Below are 18,831 nucleotides of genomic sequence, written 5' to 3'. Positions count from 1 at the left end.
ACATGACAATTCCTTTAGCTTGCATTTTTTGTAATATTATAAAAAAACAGGCGCCTAGTTTTCCTGTTTATGAAGATGATAATTTTCTTGTAATATTAGACATTCGACCTGTATTTCTGGGCCATTGTTTATTACTTCCCAAGTTTCACTTCGCAACTTTGGCTGATTTACCAGAGACCCAAGCCATCCTTTTTTTTTCACTGATGCGCAAATTGAGTCAGGCGGTTGAGGAGGCGATGCAAGCGGAAGGAACGTTTATCGCAATTAATAATAAAGTGAGCCAGAGTGTGCCTCACCTCCATTTACATGTCATTCCGAGAAAAAAAGGTGATGGGTTAAAAGGATTTTTTTGGCCCCGTCAAAAATATGAAGATGCGCAAGCTTTGCAAAGTGTGCAAACTAAAATTCAAGAAGTAATGACACGTTTAGATAAATCTTGAGGACCAAAGGGATAAGGAAATAAATCTTGAAATTGTAACGTTTTAACATTTCCCACTAAATCACAAAAGTGAATGAGCGCCTCAGGATCAGTAAATTCATTTAAACGTTGACGACATGCCCCACAACAAGATGAAACGCCAGGGCCCTCTATTACCACGACCATTTGCACAATTTCATGCTCTCCGCCTGCAACCATAGCGGCAATTGCATTCGCTTCGGCGCAGACGGTGAGGCCATAAGAAGCATTTTCGACATTGCAGCCGACGTACACATTCCCATTTTTGCTTTCGATACAAGCACCCACTTGAAAGTGGGAATAGGGCGCATAGGCTCTTTCTCGTACGGCGCGTGCTTGGTCAATAAGAATATCTTTAGCTAACATAAATTTTAATTAAGTAAAGGAAAAGTCAAAATATAGACTAAAGAGAAAGATTAGTCAATTGGCTGGACATTTTTATAGTGGAGCAAGCGTAGATTGCGTAAGGCAGGAACAGCTTACCAAACAATCCACGCTTTTTACCTAGTTCATTGCTTTCCTGATGGAAACTTCAGGAGGGTTTAACGCGTCATCATGAATTTGTATATCCTGGGTGACAATTTGTAATGTTTTTTCATCGAGCAAATTTTCAAGATGATATTTTTTTTCAGCAGAAAAAACATCGTTGGGTAAGTTCAGTAGACTACGAATAAATTCAGGATCAACATTTTTAATGAGATTAGGATCACACTCATCATAAACATCCATATAACATTTACACAAAGCTCTGAGACTCCACAATGACCCATCAAAGGCAACCGTTGCAACACTGACTCCTAAGGGAATAAGCAAAAGGCCCATCTCTTGTAAAACCACTGCAAACATTTGTCCCATCGTTGCCATAACAATTAAATCAGCTGCGAGAAAACTGAGGTAATTACGGTTTAAACCCATCATTGATTTGCCAAGAGAATTTAAAGTATTACTAATGCCAACTTTAACACCAATCGTACCATGCGTTTCACTCGCTGATTTGCCTATCGTTTGACCTAAGCCAAATAAAGGTGAAACTGAAACGAGAATGCCAGCACGTTTCAAACTATCAATCATAGAAGCATTAATTTTAGGTGTAGGTGTCCCTTTGATACGATTCGTAAGTTTATCAATTTCATCAATAATATTTTTGATATTGTCATCAACATTTTTCAAATAATTATCATGGGTAAAATGAATTCTGCCATAACGCTCGATCTCAGCATAATTTTTACCGTCTAACAAAAATGTTTTTAAGGCACCCAAACAATCAAGTTTTATACGATTATGAATTGACATTAAATTTTGTTGTTGCAAGCCGCTCATACCCAAACTACATAAGTCGCTATGTTTTGATGATCGAAGGAAAGAGTAGGTGTAGTCGATTGATTCAGTAATAAACATAAAGTAACCCAGTTTAATCCGTTCTTCGCGGGCGAAATCGTCTTCTTCATGGGTCGTATCTCGCAAGCTCCTTTTGTTTAGCTCAGCAATGGGGGCCGCCAATTGCGCAACAAAACATCTTTCCTTATTAGGCTTGGTAAACCAATTTAATAATTGATATTGATTTTTCTTTTTCTCATCTTTTTTAGTTTTATAATTTGCGTATAAATTAATTAATTGACGCTCAACTACTTCTTCCATCGGTAAACTTTCGAGCGTTCGTTTTAAAGCATTATTAATTTTTTTTAAAAGTCTGTGAATATTAAATGTAATACGTTCTTTAATAGACTCTAACTCTAAGCCTTCATTGTTCAGTAATACTTGTAATCTACTCTTATCCGTTTTCTCTAAAAGCAAAATGGTGTTATACAATTTTTCAAGGTAAATTACTTCATCTTTATAACTTAAGGGATTTTTTTTAGAGATCCCTAACTGCTCAAAAAGAAGATTGTATAAAGTGCTGCCTAATTTCAGGAAGCCTCTTTTTTTAAAGATTGGATTATATAGTCTATATTCGCGAGAAATTGTTTCCATTCCCAACACATATAGTCCGACTGCACTCTTGTGCTTTAAGGATTCCCAGTTTTTTGTAGCGTGCATATCATCATCAAAAGCCGTAATTACATTTTGGATGCCAGTGATATGTTGGATAAGCCGGTCTCGTTCCGGATTGTGACGTACATATTTTTCATACAGTGAAGCATTGGATTGGATAAGTAGATTCAAAGAAGGCGGGCCATATCCCATGGTAATATACTCCCTATCATAAGATTTTCATTCTACGAACGTACCCTTAAGTAAATCTTAAGAGAAAGATTATTTCTACGATAAGGACAAGTTTTTATAGTTCAAGTCCAGGTCTTGCGACTGTATAGGTCACAAATGCACCAAATAAAATAATAAACCAAAAGATATAGAGCCAAACTAGGAAAATTGGTATGACAGCAAATGCACCATAAATCAAAGCATAACTTGGAAATTGATCAACATAAAAGGCAAAAGAAATCCGTGCAACTTCAAATAACAGAGCCGCAGTCATTCCACCAATTAAGCCATTTATTATTTTTACTCGAGCATTCGGAACAATAATGTAGAGCAGACCAAATATCATAGTATTGATAAGAATAGGTAAAATCGAGAGAAAATAAAGTGTTAATTGTGTTTTATCTTCTATACTTATCCAGCTCAGCAAGAAGGCATAAGATGTTAGAAAAATACTTAATCCAATAATGAAGGGAATCAATAAAAATAAAATCCAGTAAAATAATAGCGCCAACATCTTTTTACTCTTTACCCTTGTTGGCACCCGCCATATTTCATTTAAAGTTTCTTCGATGGTGTGAACCAGTAATATGGTGGTGATGAATAAAAACAGAATGGAGACTGCGGGTAATCTTGTTGCTTGTGTTAAAAAGCCATGGAAGTAAAATTCTATCGTACCAGCAGATGCGGGTACAAAATTTTGTAAAATATAGTTTTCGCCGAGCAAAATAATGTTCATAAAGTAAGGAAATACAGTCATGCCAAAGACGATGACAAGCAATAAGGGTACGATGGCGAGAAGCGTCGTAAAAGCTAAGGCTGACGCACGATATGAATAGTTTTCATTATAAAAACGTTTGGTAGCTTCGACACAAATGCGTCCCATATATCGTAGTAATTGCACAGCACGCTTATCCTTAAGCCTGATAAAGTTCACTTCGATGATAACGACGATTAAGATGACGCAACAAAACCATGATGACTGCGGCAACGGGTAAAGCCATTAACACACCAAAAAAACCGAATAGTACACCGCCTGCCAGAACAGCAAAAATTACAGCAACCGGGTGCATCCCAATTCTATCGCCCACCAGTACAGGCGTTAAGAATGTATTTTCGATAGTTTGACCTACCATAAAAACAAGAATGACCCAGCCGACCGACTCTATCGTACCAAACTGAACAAGCGCGGCAATCACAGCAATGACAAAACCGATAATGGCGCCAAGATAGGGAACAATGCTTAACAAGCCCGTCACTGTACCAATAATAATGCCAATCTGTAGTCCAGCAAGCGATAGTCCAATGGAATAAATGGCTGCTAATGCCAACATGACCAATAATTGTCCGCGGAAGAAACCACTTAAAACATCATCACACTCTTGTGCAATTTTAATAGCCTTAGGTCGCGTGCGCTTGGGAATCATGAGACGAATATTATTCAATAAAAGATCCCAATCACGTAGCAAATAAAAAGTAACGACTGGAATTAATAAAATATTTGTTATGAGGCCAAATAAAGCTTTGCCTGATTCTAATGTAGTTTTGATGACTAAGCTGGCTACGTTCCCCGTCGACATAATATTATCGCCAATTATTTTTTTGACGTCATAAGCTGCCAGATTTTTAAATCCAAAAAAATTCAATAGGGAAGGTAATGCTTGAGTCTGCAGGTAAGTAAGCATTTGCGGAATAATGACAGTAAGATGTTCAATTTGCTCTTGCAAGATCGGGATTAACAAAAGAACGGATATTAATAGAAAACCGAAAAGAGCTACAAAGACCAGAATGACACTCGCGGCTCGCGAAAAACCGCGCCGCATTAAAAAATCAACCAGCGGATTACTTAAATAAGCTAATAGAGCACCTGCGGCAAAAGGCATCAGAATGGAACCGAGAAGATAAAAGGTTAAGGCGACCAGAATCACTAAACCCGTGATGGTCACCGTCTTTTTCCAAACAAAGTTGGATGATTTTTGCATTCTGAGCACCTCAAATCGCGTTTTAACCTGATATTGAGAAAGATAATGCATTTAAGGGTCGTAGAGGTCAATGAAATCAAGCGTCGGAGAATGAAAAAACCTTGATGAAGCAGGGGCTTCATCAAGGTTAATTTTTGATAATTTTTTTAAATCATTAAACAGTTTCCGTATATTTTGTAAAAGTTGTCGAATCCGCAGTGTCTGGCCAATGGTCCTTGTTAAAGCCAGTTGCATTTTTTAATCTTTCTTTGTCAATATTGGCTAAAAAGCTTTTTTCTTCTTTATCATATTGAATTGCATTCCAAGGAAGAGCGAATAATTTGCTGCCCACACCAAGAACGCCGCCACATTCAAGAACGACATAGTTTATTTGGCCAGTTATCTTATCCATAACGATTTCATCAATTTTACCTAATTTTTCATCAGCACGGTTTTTGACTTCCACCCCGATAACATCTTTAGTACGAACTATCTTTTCAGAGTGCTTATCCATAACCTACTCCTTCTAGTTTAAAATATGAATGAGGTATATTGTTTATAAGGTTGATAATCCGGATTTTCATTTCGAGGATGAACATCTGGATCTTGTACAGGAGCACGACCTTCAGGATTTTTACGATTAGGATTTTCTTTTCGATTCTTGTCTTTGTTGGGATGTCCTTCCTTCATAAGAATCTCCTCGGCGCAAAATTGGTTAGTTTTTGACATAAAAAAAACTAATACTTCATTTTACACCCTGATTTTTTATTTCGCAAAATGCCAAATCAAAGACTTCACGCTTAGTCTTTGATTTAATATGAATGATTGAAAAAAGAATTGATAAATTTTACTTCAGTTACTTGTTGTCAGATAAATTAATTTTGGTAATAATCTATTCGGCCTAGCCAAGATCCCTCTAGCTTGGTAGGCTTTGTTAACTCAAATATAAGTGACAGCATGTTTACAATGCTAAGTTTTGATCCACGAACACTATTTTCCTCGCAGCCGAAGGCTCGCCACTTTTACCCAGTGACCTGTATTTTGATATGAAAAATATTATAATCTGGTTTATCTTTCTCAATGTAACTTTAGCTCCAATCCATTCTGTTTTGGCTCATGAGTTTGCTGCAACCGACCCCAACATTATCCTTTATTACATTGCTAATAGTTGGAAAAGCCTTGAACGCTCGATGGAAGACTGCAATTCCTTTTCAGACCCAAAAACCAATTTAAACCCTATTCTTTATTTTCCCGCTGATGCTGTTATTCCAGAAACCGTTAAATATTGGACAGAACGTTGTCATCTTGTGGTGAAGCGACTTCCGCAAAAGATTAATAAATTAGGTGAAGTCAACGGTGATAATATTAAACCCGCAGGCTTATTGTATTTACCAAACCCCTATATTGTTCCTGGTGGTATGTTTAACGAGATGTATGGCTGGGATAGTTATTTTATTGTTCGTGGCCTGATCGAAGCACATAAAAATGAATTAGCGCGTGGCATTGTAGAAAATTTCTTTTATGAGATTGATCATTACGGTGGCACATTGAATGGAAATCGCACTTATTATTTATCCCGCACCCAATTGCCTTTTCTTGCTCCACTAATTCGCGCGGTATACACCGCTGATCAAACCCAACATCACCAAAATTTGAAGTGGTTACAGTCTGCTTATCACTATGCGGTCAAAGATTATAACTTGTGGACTCACGAACCTCACTTAGCGGGCAAGACAGGTTTGTCCCGTTATTATGATTTTGGGAGTGGCCCCGTTTCTGAACTGGCACAATCCAAATCTTATTATTCAGATATCATTCGGTATTTCTTAGAACATCCAAAAATTTCTCAGCCTTATTTGTTCTTTTTAGCCAAAGACCAACCTGAGCACTTACAATCAGCAAAGATAGTTTATACGATTACTTTGTGCAGCACGCCCACGCTCAAACATAATAAAAAATATAATGTATGCAAAGTTGTTAAAAATGTCGGTCTAAGCGAACACTTCTACAAGGGTGATCGAGCGATGCGCGCTTCAGGTTTTGATACATCATTTCGCTTTGGTCCTTTTAGTGCAGATACACTGAATTATGCACCCGTCGATTTAAATAGCTTACTTTATAAAACTGAAAAAGATTTAGAGTGGATGTCAAATCAACTGGGAAATAAGCGACTTGCAATTTATTGGGCAAAGCAAGCAGAGCGTCGCGCGTTACGCATTAATCGATATCTATGGAACGAAAAACAAGGTATGTTTTTTGATTACGATTATATCAATAAAAAAGCTTCACCCCACCCTTACGCTACAACTTTTTATCCCCTTTGGGCAAAACTTGCAACAAAGAGTCAAGCCAAACGGTTAGCAAAAAATTTAAAATTCTTTGAAAAAGCAGGAGGCATCGTAACGAGCTTACAGCATACCGGGGTGCAATGGGATTATCCGTATGGTTGGGCTCCTATTCAATTGATCACCACAGAAGGATTAACGCATTATGGATTCAAGCCTGAAGCTGAACGCATTGCGCATAAATTTTTAACGACCGTTTTACAAAATTACTTACGTGATAAAACCATCCGTGAAAAATATAATGTCGTCTCAGGTACAGCCCTTACCGATATTCAAATTGGTTATAAAATGAATGTGATTGGTTTTGGCTGGACGAATGGTGTCTTCTTAACCTTATTAAAAAGCTTACCCAAATCGATAGCTAAAAATCAGTTGGGTTTAAATCAAGATTTTACGATGTACGATACAGCTTCAACATAAGAATTGTCTCTAAGTTATTCTCTGTCACACTGTGTCTTATTACGCAATCGTCTCAATGAAACACTTGATCCAGAAAAGTAAAACTTAACGAATCATTAATGATGTCCTCTCCCTTTCCCCATAATGTTATTCGTAAATGCAATCGCAATAGCTGAAACGACTAAGGTAAGATGAATAATGACTTGCCACATTACTGAGTAATTTTGCTTCAAGGAAGGGTCAATAAAAGTTCGCAATAAATGAATAGAGGAAATACCAATGAGGGATAGCGCAAGTTTAACTTTCATCGTGCCAGCATTCACTTCATCTAACCATTCGGGTTGATCTGGGTGGCCTTTTAAATTTAGCTTAGAAACAAAAGTTTCATAACCACCCATGATCACCATAATAATAAGGTTAGCTAACATCACGACATCAATCAAATCAAGCGCTTGTAGCATAATACCGGTTTCATGCCAATTATTAGCATTCTTCACTAAATTCAGTAACCCTAATCCAAATTGATAAACATAAACCACTAAGACTAAAATTAAACCAATGTAAAGAGGAGCTTGTAACCAACGACTCCAGAAAATAAATTTTGATATGTTATTCATCGGTGTATTCATTATTTTTATCCATTTTTATTTTTAAAAACTTACGTAATTTAACAATAGATTCATAGGGAAGCTAGCTTTAATCATACTGAATTAAAATCATGATATTATTAGGAAATATTGACTCAATTTAGGAAAATATGAGGCAACATAACGAGAGTTTATTAGTTTTAATCATTGGCACTCTCACTATCCTGTATGGCTTCTTTAATTTCATTGGAAGTCAATGGACCCTCGTGTCACCTTTTTTATTGAAACTTTCGCCGGAAGGGTTGCTTACTTATATCTCACTCGGCTTTACCCTTGCTGGAATGGGTCTAATCAGTACACGTGTCGAAGCGAAAATTACAAAAACACTCAAAATTTTATGTGGCTTAGCTCTGATTGTTATTGCGTTTTTTACCATCATGGAAAAATTAGTCCCACTGCAATTAGGTCTTAGTGAAGGCATAATGAAACAATCATTTAGGTCTAGTTGGAATTTTCCTAATAATCTGTCAGTCGCCTTTCTTTTGATTGGTATTGATTTTGTTCTCCTCTCTGCACTATTACAAAAACCAGCTATTAATATTATTCATTTAACATTAGTTTCTTTAATTTTCTTCCTAGGATTGGTCGGCATCCTCAGTAATTTATTAAATCTCAAATTATTTTTTGTATGGTATGAGCATGTTCATCTAGGTGTAATACCCTCATTTATTATCCTTGTTTTTAGTTTAGGGTTATATTTAACCGGCCAGCAGTACCTTCAATATGCATACCTCAGTACGGAGCAAATAACACGGAAAATTTCTCTAGCCAGTATCGCTATTTTATTTGCAACCACGATGACTGTAGGTTTTACCTGTTTTTCTATTATGATGCAGCAATACAATAATTCTATTCAGCAATCATTGCATGCCTCTTTGCGCGATCGCAATGCACTCATCCAAGCTGACTTAAATTATCCTATAACTGAAATGAATACTCTTTTATTGAGTTCATTTTTTAAAAACTTCCTTCTATCTACGCCAGCTCAAATTAACCAATTGGCAGAATTATTTATTGCGGAAGGTTTTTCTGGAGTGAGTATAACGGGTCCTCAGAATGAAATCCTTGTACAAAAAGGTAAATTCATTTCCGCTCCAATTGGTTCATTTCCTGTAAAACTTTCATTACCCGCGGAATTAGTATGGCAAAAAAATATGATTGCTTTACGCTTAACAAACACACTCATGTCTCCAAAGGGGGTCATCAAATTAAAAGTTGAATGGCCTTTAAAAGCACTCACATCCTTATTTACCACCAACAAAGACCCTGTCAGAGAATTAGTCATGTGCTCCCCCGTACCGCAAGGAGCAACTTGTATAACGTCTGTTTTGTTTCCTAAAATACTAATCATTCCTAAAACCATTAATAGCATCAAGTTGCCCCCTTTTTATGCTTTTGAAAGAAAATCAGGACTTAGAAGCACTGTTGATTATAGGAATCGCCGAATTTTTGGCGCCTATGCACCCGTAGGAGAAACGGGCCTCGCTCTCGTTTATAAAATTGACCTCGCTAGTGTTTTTCTAAATGCTTTCTCTACAATTAAATTACTATTTCCAATTATTATTCTAGCAATCCTGGGTGGGATTATTTTACTTTACACGCAAGTTGTGCCTATCATTCGTCGTCTGAGTTATTCAGAATATTTAGCTAACCTGAGACAGCAGCAAGCTCAAACAAGTAAAGCTAAACTAAAAAAAATTACTCGTTTACAACAAACTCTGCTTGATAACGCTAATTTCACCATCATTTCATGTAATAGCCATGGCATTATTCAAACTTTCAACAAGACCGCTGAGCAGATGCTTGGCTATCGTGCAAAAGAAGTTGTTGGAAAAGCGACACCTCTAATTTTTCATGACATGGATGCTATTAAAAAAAGAGCACTTGAACTTTCACAAGAACTACAACTTACTGTGGCCCCCGGTCTTGACACACTTTTAGCTAAGGCAAAAGTAAATGGTGTTGATACACATGAATGGGAATACATTAAAAATGATGGCACCCGCATTCCCATTCAACTTTCTATATCAGAATTGCATGATAAATCAGGCAAAACGACGGGCGCGCTCATTACAGGATTAGATTTAACTGATCGAAAAAGATTGGATCGATTAAAAAATGAATTTATTTCCACGGTGAGCCATGAATTGCGCACGCCTTTAACATCTATTCATGGCTCCATTGCCCTACTTACAGGCGGCGCTTTGGGGGAACTACCACCGGAAACATATAACTTATTAATGATTGCTAAAAACAATAGTGAGCGTTTAATCAGACTCATTAATGATATTTTAGATGTTGAAAAAATCGAATCGGATAAATTCAGATTTCATTCAGAACCCCTTATGTTAGATGAGCTGATCACTCAAGCAGTCGTTGAAATGGAGTCCTTTGCAACGAAGCATCAAGTTGACATTCAAATTTTAGGTAATACTTTAGATGCTCAAATTAACGGTGACCATGATCGTTTACTCCAAGTACTAACCAACCTCATTTCCAATGCGATTAAATTTTCTCCAAAACATGGCATTGTATCTATTGAACAAATTCAATTAACCGATCGAATTGTCCGCACGTTAGTATCAGATAGCGGGCCTGGTATTCCTGCAAATTTCCACGGCAGAGTTTTTCAGAAATTCGCTCAAGCCGATTCTGGCACGACTAAAAAGTATGGAGGTACTGGATTAGGACTAAGTATTAGTAAAGCTATTATTGCTAAACATGGTGGAATTATTCACTTTGATTCACAACCCCACAAGAGAACCACATTTTATTTTGACTTACCTATTGCCAAAAAAGCACCCATTGTTACTTTGACAGAAAAACCCATTGATAAAATCTGTACTATTCTCATTTGTGAAGCGGATGTCAATATTGCGGCTTCCTTTAATTACATTTTTATTGAAAATAATTTTCATTCTATTGTCACTTCCAACGCAATGGATGCGAAAAAATATCTTAATCGACAAAATATTGATATTGTCTTGCTGGGTTTAGATTTACCTGATGAAAGTGGAATTGATTTTATTCATGATATAAAAAGTAGCCTTAATGAAAAATTAATACCTACTATCCTTGCAGCTGCAAAGACTAATTCGCAAAAAAATATAATTCAAGGAACCGCGATACATATTATCGACTGGATAGAAAAAACGATCAATATGAGTCAATTACAAAATACCGTCACAATGCTTAAAAATTATTTGGAAGTGGTAAATTTAAAAATCTTACATGTGGAAGATGATCATGATCTCTCAACCATTGTCAAATCGCTTTTAAAGGATGAAGGTACATTAAGTAATGCTGCTTCTTTAAAACAAGCAAGAGAAGCTTTACTCCGTAATGATTTCGATTTAGTTATTCTTGACATGAAATTACCAGATGGCTTAGGGGTTGAATTAATCCCCCTAATCAGTCAACAGCATTTGCCTGTTATATTTTTTACTGCTTATGAACTTACAAATGATGATATCTACCAATTAAAAGAACTTCTTCTGCGAGCCGAAATGTCTAATGAAGAGTTATTAAACACAATTAAAATTGCACTTAATGCACCGATAGCAATGACCATAGATGAAAAAATTGAGTAAGCTCAGAGGAATGTGACTACACCATGAAGGAATGAAGATGAAATTACTTCCTTTTAAATCATCTAAACCTGGCACCATTGGAACGGAACTTGAAATTCAATTGGTGAATCCCCACTCAGGCGATCTTATCGCAGGCGCAAAAGCTTTGATGCGACAGATTGAAGAAAGTTCTTTTGCCGAACTTATCAAACCTGAAATAACTCAAAGCATGATTGAAATTAATTCGTCACCGCATCACACTGTCTTCGCTTTAGAAAAAGAACTTCTTGCGATCCAGCATTATTTATTAATCCAGGGTGAGATGATTGGTATCGATTATGCAGGCGGCGGCACCCATCCTTTTCAAAAATGGATGATGAGAAAAATTTATCCCACAAAACGATTTAAACTTCTTTCACGTCAATATCGATCTCTATCGAAACTCTCTACAGTTTTTGGCTTACACATTCATTATGGTTGTGAAAATCCAACCGATGCAATTTACCTCACGCATGCATTAGCTCGCTACATTCCTCAATTCATTGCCTTGAGTGCGTCGTCTCCCTTTAATGAAGGTGTGGATACGGGTTTTTGTTCATCGCGCGCTAATATTTTTAATGTCTATCCTTCGAGCGGCGTTATCCCCTACTTGCCTGATTGGAAATCCTTTTCAACATTTTTTTATAAAATGAAACGATTTGGTATTATTAAGAATATGAAGGATTTTTATTGGGATATCAGACCAAAGCCTGAATTTGGTACTGTAGAAGTTCGTGTTTGTGATATGCCCTTAACAATCCATAAGGCGATGATCATAACCGCATATTTACAGGCTTTGGGTGCTTACCTGATCAGTGAGCGTCCCATCAAACTTCAACCGGATTTTTATATTTTGCAAGATTACAACCGCTTTCAAGCAATGCGCTATGGTTTTGAGGGCATATTCATTAATGCAAGTAATAATACAAAAATATCTATTGCTGATGATATTTTTGACACGTTGGATTTAATTCAAGCATACAGTCAAAAGTTAAACCTAGAAAAATATTTAGCTGAGGTAAAGCAGTCAGTCATGCAGAAAAAAAATGATGCTACTCTTCTACGACGATTACTTAAGCAAACAGGATCTTTTGCTAAATTAGTTGAAATGCAATGTACAATTTGGAAAAAAAATAGTTATTGATTTTTTATTAACGGAATAAATTATGTTGAATGTTGAAATAAAAAATGCCTTACAAGACACTCCACTTTGCAAATATTTAAATTTGGCAGAATTGGAAAAACTTGTGGCGCAATGTGAATTGCGCATTTACGCTTCAGGAGATTTGATTTTAGAGCAAGGCAAAAAAAATATTGGAATGTTTATTATCCTAGATGGTATAGCCTTGGTCACAGCCAAAGTATTAGGAGAAGCAGGTACCTATCTCGCTACACTCAGTCGGGGTAATTTATTTGGAGAAATTGGCTTAATTGATCAAGGGCCCTGCGCAACTTCAGTTGTAGCAAGCACTACTATTTCGTGTTTGCACGTATCCAACAAATATTTTGCCATGCTCGCTATTTTACTCCCAGAGATTAAATATAAAATTTCTTGCGTCATTGCATTTGAAGTCATTAACCGTTTACAAATGCTCTATCAAAAAATTACTGGCATTATTAATAACACTGATATGACAACACGCTCTTTATTTGGTGAAGTTATTCAATCACTTCATCGTCCGAGTCTTATTTCCTTCGCAGAGTGTTTAGTATCGCGCGAAGAATTACGTCAAGCTTCATTATTTGAAGATTTTACTCATGAAGAATTTGAAACTATCTTATCTACCGCTGTGTTCATAAAAACAAGTCCGCAATGCACTTTAATTCATGAAAATGAAAAAGATGCTGCATGTTACCTGGTACTTAAGGGTGCCGTCCAATCGGGTATTATTCATAATAACAAATCAGCAAAATTATCTGTTATAGGTCCCATTCAATTTTTTTGCGGCCTATCGCTTGCTTCTGATAATCAAAATGAACTTTATAATTTTACAACCTGTGAACGTGCAATTTTAATGCAGTTTACTCAAGATCAACTTCAGCGTTTGCAACGTCATCATACTGTTTTATGGTATAAAATTTTTGATTGGATTTGCAAATCTTTGGTCGCACTGGAACGATCGGTTGACAAATTAGATGTGCGTTTAAAAAGCGAACTTTATAATAGGTGATTTTATGTGTCGCGTTTTATCTTATCTAGGTAAACCTATTTTGATCGAAGAATTACTCTATAAGACAGACAATTCTTTTATCAAGCAAAGTTACTACCCAAAATACATGTCAAAATTATTAAATCTAGCAGGCTTTGGCATGAGTGCATGGGAAAATATTTCGCACGCTCCAAGTTTGCCTTTCATCTATAAAACCCCGCAATTACCTTTTTACGATGAAAACTTACGTAATCTTGCGAAAAAAATTATGCCTTCTTGTTTTTTAGCGCACATCCGTGGTGTACCCTATTCTGAAAAACAGGTGGTATCGCTTCAAAATGTGCACCCTTTTATTTTTGAAGGATCCAATATTGCTCTCGCACACAATGGCATATTAACTGATTTTGACCGCATGAAATATAGTCTGCTGGAATACATTCTTCCTGCTTATCAAGGATGTATTCATGGCACCACGGATAGCGAATGGATTTATGCGGTTTTCTTGTCGCAGCTTTCTCATCCCTTAAGCAGCTTTGAACCAACTGATGTATCAGCAGCTATTATAAAAACATTAAAAATTTTGCAACGTGTACGACAACAATACAATATTGCAGTTACTTCTCCCATCAATTTATTTATTTCCAATGGGGAATTTATTGCTGCGACCCGCTTTGTTTTCGATTACGGTTGGCACCCTACCGATAACCATCTCGCAACTCATTTTACGTACCACTCGCTTTGGTACACCTATGGGGAAAGTTATGGCTACTATGATGATGAATACAAAATGAAAGGCACAAAAAAGAAAAATAGTATTATCATTGCCTCGGAGCCATTAACAGAAGACACAACGACGTGGATAGAGGTACCTGAATACACATTAATTATGGCCTATCCAGAACAAGGGGAAATTAAAATTATTTCGCAGGATATACAATTATAAAATTAAATTTATATAAAATTGTATGATTGATTTAGACTATGCTCTCATCTGAGGTTGAACCAAAAAAATTGTTGTCCGCTGCACAATACCCTAAGACATGATTATTTTTGCTTGAATCAACTCCAGGGAATAAACTTAATTTCAGTAACTGTGCAATGGGTAATCGTTTCTTGAGGATGAATCCGCAACATTTAAAAAGCTTATGCTAAGACAGTCTTAGCCCTCGGAATCCAGCGGCAAATATTTCTTATGCACATCAGAATAAGTAAATATTTCCCCTTTACCAATGTCAAAAAACCATAAGTGAATCATTAACTTCTTTTGATTTACGCGCTCTTTAATCCAAGGAAAGGTAAGGCAGTTTGCGTAAGAATGGTGGAGAGCCAGTTTAGCATAGTCATCTGGTTCATGGTCGTCTGCCTGGGGCGTTTTGATCAGGGATACCCAATTGGTAATGAAGTCGTTGTGGCTTGCATTATTCCCCTCAAGCAGGGCTTGAATACCACCGCACTGGCTGTGACCTAACAAAATAATATGCTCTACCGCTAAATAACATACACCAAATTCTAATGCAGCACTGGTACCGTGATGCCCTTCATCAATTTCATAGGGAGGGATAATATTTGCGACGTTGCGCACAACAAATAAATCACCCGGATCACATTGCAAAATTAAAGCCGGATCAACCCGTGAATCACAACAAGCGACAACCATAACCTCAGGTTGTTGCCCATAGTAAGAAAGATATTGCATAACAGATTCGGCACCATTCGCATATTGATCCCTAAAAGCGCGATACCCTTGTAACATTTTCATAAAATCTTTTTTCATCGTCATTTTAAATTCATTCCTACTTTAAATGCAGTTAACCCTTATTCACGTCTTTTTGCATTGAGCACACTTGGAACATGCTGTAAAAGAAGGAGTGCTTTCTTAAGCTGGTCGCGTGAATCAATTTCAACGGTAATATAAATTTCAATTTCTTGTGGATTTAAACATTTTTGGGTTTGCAAACCAAGTACATTAATTTTCTCTCCGGCAAGAAGGGTTGTAATATCACGCAGCATTCCTGTCCGGTCTTGCACATGAAGCAACAAATCTACTGGATATTTACCCGTTAATTCTTCGCCCCAATTGACTTCGATTATACGTTCTTGATTAATATCTTTGGCGCTTGGCATGTTTTTACAATCTTGGCGGTGAATACTAATCCCACGGTTGCGCGTAATATAACCTATAATATTATCGCCTGGCAGAGGCTTACAGCATTGGGCCATCTGGGTTAAAAGATTATTAACACCCAAAATTTGAATATGAGATGAAGTCTGCTGAGGAGCATGGGGAAGTGGGGTTAGCTGAATAGGCTCGCGTAATGGCGGTTTAACAAAATGAATAACTTGCGCTACTTTCACATCACCGGTGCCGATGGCATTCAACAAATCATCTGCATGTTTATAATTAAATTTTGCTGCTAGCAGGGCTAAATCAGGACGTTCATGGATATTAGCTTTTTTTAATTCTTTATCTAATAACTCACGCCCCGCAAAAACATATTGCAACGCATCTTTCATTCTGAACCAATGTTGCGCTTTTGCACGAGCACGCGCAGATTTGATATAACCTGATTGAGGATTCAACCAATCTCGACTGGGGTTAGCATGCTTTGCAGTTAAAATTTCGACGCGATCCCCAGTTTGTAATTGATAGGTTAATGGCACAATATTGCCTGCAATTTTAGCACCTCGACAGCGATGGCCTACTTCACTATGAATATGGTAAGCAAAATCAAGTGGGGTCGACCCTTGTTGTAAATTAACGATATCACCCATCGGGGTAAAAACATAAACTTGATCTGCAAATAAATCGAGTTTTTGAGGTTCATTAGCTTCAGTTGAAATTTCTTTTTGCCACGCCATCACTTGCCGTAATAATGCAATTTTAGATTCATAATGAGCAGATTGCGTTCCACCTTCTTTATATTGCCAGTGTGCCGCAACCCCTAACTCAGATTCTTGGTGCATTTGATGCGTACGGATTTGCACTTCAACAAAACGATTATCTGGACCCAGCAAAACAGTGTGAATTGATCGATAGCCATTGGCTTTGGGTTGAGAAATATAATCATCAAATTCTTCTAACACTTGCGGCCAATGATTTTGTAAAACGCTTAATACGGTATAGCACTCATTGACACTATCAACTAAAACCCGCAAAGCGCTAATGTCATATATTTCATCAATTGACGCTTGTTTGCGTGTCATTTTTTTGTAAATACTATAGATATGTTTAACGCGACCATGAATTTTAAAATCTTGAACTTGCGCTTGCTTTAATAAAGTCGAAACCATATCCATCACATTTTGAATATAAACTTCTCTTTCTTGACGTTTGGTAGCCAGAGATTTGGCAATGGTTGAATAAACTTCCGGTTCTAAATAACGCAGACATAAATCTTCAATTTCCCATTTAAGCTGCCAAACGCCCAAGCGATTGGCGAGAGGTGCAAAAATTTCTAATGTTTCTTGCGCTAAATGTTTCTTAACACTTTCTTCAGACGTTTTAATGTCATGCAACTGCCAAACACGCTCGGCAAGAATAATTAATACTGCACGAACATCTGTCACCATGGCTAATAACATTTTGCGCAAATTTTCCATTTGCGCAGCACCGCGTTGACGCATGCTTTTAATGCCAAAAAGTGATTCCATTTGGATGAGGTCAGTGAGTAATTTCGTCATGCTCTCACCTAAACGATCATTAACCTCAGCCAGTGTAATCTCATTGTTTTTATAACCAGGAAAAAGAAGTGCGGCACAAAGCGTTTCACTATCTAACTCCATATCTCGCAAAATATCCGCAATACTGATCCCTTTGATTAATTGCGGAGACGTAGAATCTTTAAATAAAGTAATGGCGGTGCGAAATTGATCAACATCCGCAGACTGACGTTCGTTTTGAATTTGATCAAGCCAAACAAAAGGATCTGGATGATGTGAGTACCGCTTGACCATAGGATGTCCGAATGAAGTACAAATAATTATAATTTAAAACCGGAACGAAACGCCAAATGCTCGCTGTTCTTGTCTTAAAAATTCAACCGGTAAAAGGTTAAGTTTTTCATATTTTTTTATAATGTCACCCAGTTCGCCATTACGCAAGGCTTGTAATTCACTCGAGGTTAAATTCACCTTAGAACCATTCTGTAACATTTTTTGAAATTTATTGACAGCACTTTGCTTTTCACCAAAAGTAAAACCAAAGTTAATACCAAAAAATTTATATCGGCAATATTTTTGATCGCCCTTAGCTTCCCGTGATTTCTGAGCCAAATAAAGTTTAAGTTTATCTTCTAATTCCCTTAATCCAAATTGATGATGATGAAAGCTAATGGTTTGCACCAAGGAAGTGACCAATGGCGATTCATTGGTAAAAGGTTGCGTTTTTTGCACTCTTTCCTTTTTGTCTGACTTTCTGAGTAATACATCATCCCAGCTTTCTCCATCTGAGTTTTCTTCTTGGTAGACATGAATTAATTTTTCTAAATCAATTATTTTTTGTTTCGAAATTTTCGAAATACTTTCGATTAATTCGTGTTTAAAATGATTGAGCGTCATGATGTCTTGATTGTCATCAACTAAATCTAATTTTGGTAAATACAATAAAGAATTTTGAATCCATAATAATTGTTCTTTATTAATTAACACATTTGCTTTTGGAGGTCTCCCAGCCAGCCTAGTCCGAAAATGATCAATCGTTTGATGAACTTCATCACTTATCCTAAGCTCAATTTGATTTCCACTTAATAGGTCCAAGTAAGTTGAAATAATTGTCACCAAATTATTTGGGATAATATATTCATTTAAGCTAGACTGCATTTTTAAAATAAATTCGCGTTCGTGTCGAGTTGCACTTGGCGCAAAGTCCAAAAGAGATTTTTCAATAAGTTGCAAAGCCTTCTCAGGCCTTACTATCTGATCATACAACGTCACATGATTAAACATTATACTTCTCTTAGAATAGGATTATTCCTTCTTTAAGTTTAACGTATTAATATTAAATTTTTATGAAGCGCATGCATCCCTAAGCGATTGATTTTAATGAATTATTATATTGACAGGTAGG

16 protein-coding genes are annotated in these 18,831 nt (G+C 36.7%); 6 read left to right on the top strand and 10 right to left on the bottom strand.

Translation table 11 applies throughout. The features are described 5' to 3' along the window. Nucleotides 1–2 precede the first annotated feature (2 nt). Nucleotides 3–440 carry an HIT family protein gene (locus H0W64_08985; GenBank protein MBA3661849.1) on the top strand — a complete coding sequence of 146 codons (438 nt, stop codon included), beginning with the start codon at nt 3–5 and terminating at the stop codon, nt 438–440. On the opposite strand, the gene H0W64_08980 is transcribed toward H0W64_08985, so the two are convergent. The 6 genes from H0W64_08980 to H0W64_08955 form a co-directional block, all read right to left on the bottom strand. Then, on the bottom strand, nt 407–823 hold the full coding sequence (locus H0W64_08980; GenBank protein ID MBA3661848.1) for a cytidine deaminase: 417 nt from the start codon (nt 821–823) through the stop codon (nt 407–409). The two genes, H0W64_08985 and H0W64_08980, sit on opposite strands and share 34 nt — an antisense overlap. Before the next feature lie 138 nt (nt 824–961). After that, nucleotides 962–2,641 (bottom strand): hypothetical protein, encoded by a 1,680-nt coding sequence (locus H0W64_08975; protein ID MBA3661847.1) that lies wholly within the window; start codon nt 2,639–2,641, stop codon nt 962–964. A 94-nt stretch (nt 2,642–2,735) separates the two neighbouring features. Continuing rightward, nucleotides 2,736–3,560 carry a YihY family inner membrane protein gene (locus H0W64_08970; protein MBA3661846.1) on the bottom strand — a complete coding sequence of 275 codons (825 nt, stop codon included), beginning with the start codon at nt 3,558–3,560 and terminating at the stop codon, nt 2,736–2,738. Nucleotides 3,561–3,573: 13 nt separating this feature from the next. Further along, entirely contained in the window at nt 3,574–4,638 is a 1,065-nt protein-coding gene (locus H0W64_08965) for an AI-2E family transporter (protein ID MBA3661845.1), read from the bottom strand. A 154-nt stretch (nt 4,639–4,792) separates the two neighbouring features. Further along, nucleotides 4,793–5,131 carry a PRC-barrel domain-containing protein gene (locus H0W64_08960; protein MBA3661844.1) on the bottom strand — a complete coding sequence of 113 codons (339 nt, stop codon included), beginning with the start codon at nt 5,129–5,131 and terminating at the stop codon, nt 4,793–4,795. 17 nt (nt 5,132–5,148) lie between these two features. Then, nucleotides 5,149–5,307, bottom strand: coding sequence for a hypothetical protein (locus H0W64_08955; protein MBA3661843.1), 159 nt, complete (start codon nt 5,305–5,307; stop codon nt 5,149–5,151). 356 nt (nt 5,308–5,663) lie between these two features. Between H0W64_08955 and H0W64_08950 the strand changes: the two genes are divergently transcribed. Beyond that, complete coding sequence (locus H0W64_08950) at nt 5,664–7,382, top strand: trehalase (protein ID MBA3661842.1); 1,719 nt, start codon at nt 5,664–5,666, stop codon at nt 7,380–7,382. A gap of 95 nt (nt 7,383–7,477) precedes the next feature. Here H0W64_08950 and H0W64_08945 read toward each other — a convergent pair whose 3' ends face one another. Beyond that, nucleotides 7,478–7,990: a TIGR00645 family protein gene (locus H0W64_08945; GenBank protein MBA3661841.1), complete on the bottom strand. Its 513-nt coding sequence runs from the start codon at nt 7,988–7,990 to the stop codon at nt 7,478–7,480. 128 nt (nt 7,991–8,118) lie between these two features. Between H0W64_08945 and H0W64_08940 the strand changes: the two genes are divergently transcribed. The 4 genes from H0W64_08940 to H0W64_08925 are packed head-to-tail and all read left to right on the top strand — an operon-like array spanning nt 8,119 to nt 14,709. Beyond that, nucleotides 8,119–11,598, top strand: a complete 3,480-nt coding sequence (locus H0W64_08940) for a response regulator (GenBank protein ID MBA3661840.1) — start codon at nt 8,119–8,121, stop codon at nt 11,596–11,598. A 37-nt stretch (nt 11,599–11,635) separates the two neighbouring features. Then, entirely contained in the window at nt 11,636–12,760 is a 1,125-nt protein-coding gene (locus H0W64_08935; protein ID MBA3661839.1) for a glutamate--cysteine ligase, read from the top strand. Between the two features lie 22 nt (nt 12,761–12,782). Then, nucleotides 12,783–13,787, top strand: coding sequence for a cyclic nucleotide-binding domain-containing protein (locus H0W64_08930; protein MBA3661838.1), 1,005 nt, complete (start codon nt 12,783–12,785; stop codon nt 13,785–13,787). Between the two features lie 4 nt (nt 13,788–13,791). Beyond that, complete coding sequence (locus H0W64_08925; GenBank protein MBA3661837.1) at nt 13,792–14,709, top strand: class II glutamine amidotransferase; 918 nt, start codon at nt 13,792–13,794, stop codon at nt 14,707–14,709. Nucleotides 14,710–14,925: 216 nt separating this feature from the next. Here the strand turns inward: H0W64_08925 and H0W64_08920 are convergent, their stop codons facing one another. Genes H0W64_08920 through H0W64_08910 form a run of 3 tightly spaced genes read right to left on the bottom strand, consistent with a single transcriptional unit; the run spans nt 14,926 to nt 18,710 of the window. Next, on the bottom strand, nt 14,926–15,540 hold the full coding sequence (locus tag H0W64_08920) for a carbonic anhydrase (protein ID MBA3661836.1): 615 nt from the start codon (nt 15,538–15,540) through the stop codon (nt 14,926–14,928). Between the two features lie 41 nt (nt 15,541–15,581). Next, a complete protein-coding gene (locus tag H0W64_08915; GenBank protein MBA3661835.1) occupies nt 15,582–17,720 on the bottom strand; it encodes a bifunctional (p)ppGpp synthetase/guanosine-3',5'-bis(diphosphate) 3'-pyrophosphohydrolase in 2,139 nt (712 codons plus the stop codon). Between the two features lie 33 nt (nt 17,721–17,753). After that, nucleotides 17,754–18,710, bottom strand: coding sequence for a hypothetical protein (locus H0W64_08910; protein MBA3661834.1), 957 nt, complete (start codon nt 18,708–18,710; stop codon nt 17,754–17,756). Between the last annotated feature and the right edge of the window lie 121 nt (nt 18,711–18,831).

This window comes from Gammaproteobacteria bacterium (assembly GCA_013816845.1).
Taxonomy (GTDB): domain Bacteria; phylum Pseudomonadota; class Gammaproteobacteria; order DSM-16500; family DSM-16500; genus Aquicella.
This window is presented reverse-complemented; position numbering and strand designations above follow the sequence as displayed.

Excerpts from the sequence above, each read along its gene's own strand:
- H0W64_08985 (MBA3661849.1), top strand. The coding sequence starts at position 3 with ATGACAATTCCTTTAGCTTGCATTTTTTGTAATATTATAAAAAAACAG.
- H0W64_08980 (MBA3661848.1), bottom strand. The coding sequence starts at position 823 with ATGTTAGCTAAAGATATTCTTATTGACCAAGCACGCGCCGTACGAGAA.
- H0W64_08975 (MBA3661847.1), bottom strand. The coding sequence starts at position 2,641 with ATGGGATATGGCCCGCCTTCTTTGAATCTACTTATCCAATCCAATGCT.
- H0W64_08965 (MBA3661845.1), bottom strand. The coding sequence starts at position 4,638 with ATGCAAAAATCATCCAACTTTGTTTGGAAAAAGACGGTGACCATCACG.
- H0W64_08960 (MBA3661844.1), bottom strand. The coding sequence starts at position 5,131 with ATGGATAAGCACTCTGAAAAGATAGTTCGTACTAAAGATGTTATCGGG.
- H0W64_08955 (MBA3661843.1), bottom strand. The coding sequence starts at position 5,307 with ATGAAGGAAGGACATCCCAACAAAGACAAGAATCGAAAAGAAAATCCT.
- H0W64_08950 (MBA3661842.1), top strand. The coding sequence starts at position 5,664 with ATGAAAAATATTATAATCTGGTTTATCTTTCTCAATGTAACTTTAGCT.
- H0W64_08945 (MBA3661841.1), bottom strand. The coding sequence starts at position 7,990 with ATGAATACACCGATGAATAACATATCAAAATTTATTTTCTGGAGTCGT.
- H0W64_08940 (MBA3661840.1), top strand. The coding sequence starts at position 8,119 with ATGAGGCAACATAACGAGAGTTTATTAGTTTTAATCATTGGCACTCTC.
- H0W64_08935 (MBA3661839.1), top strand. The coding sequence starts at position 11,636 with ATGAAATTACTTCCTTTTAAATCATCTAAACCTGGCACCATTGGAACG.
- H0W64_08930 (MBA3661838.1), top strand. The coding sequence starts at position 12,783 with ATGTTGAATGTTGAAATAAAAAATGCCTTACAAGACACTCCACTTTGC.
- H0W64_08925 (MBA3661837.1), top strand. The coding sequence starts at position 13,792 with ATGTGTCGCGTTTTATCTTATCTAGGTAAACCTATTTTGATCGAAGAA.
- H0W64_08920 (MBA3661836.1), bottom strand. The coding sequence starts at position 15,540 with ATGAAAAAAGATTTTATGAAAATGTTACAAGGGTATCGCGCTTTTAGG.
- H0W64_08915 (MBA3661835.1), bottom strand. The coding sequence starts at position 17,720 with ATGGTCAAGCGGTACTCACATCATCCAGATCCTTTTGTTTGGCTTGAT.
- H0W64_08910 (MBA3661834.1), bottom strand. The coding sequence starts at position 18,710 with ATGTTTAATCATGTGACGTTGTATGATCAGATAGTAAGGCCTGAGAAG.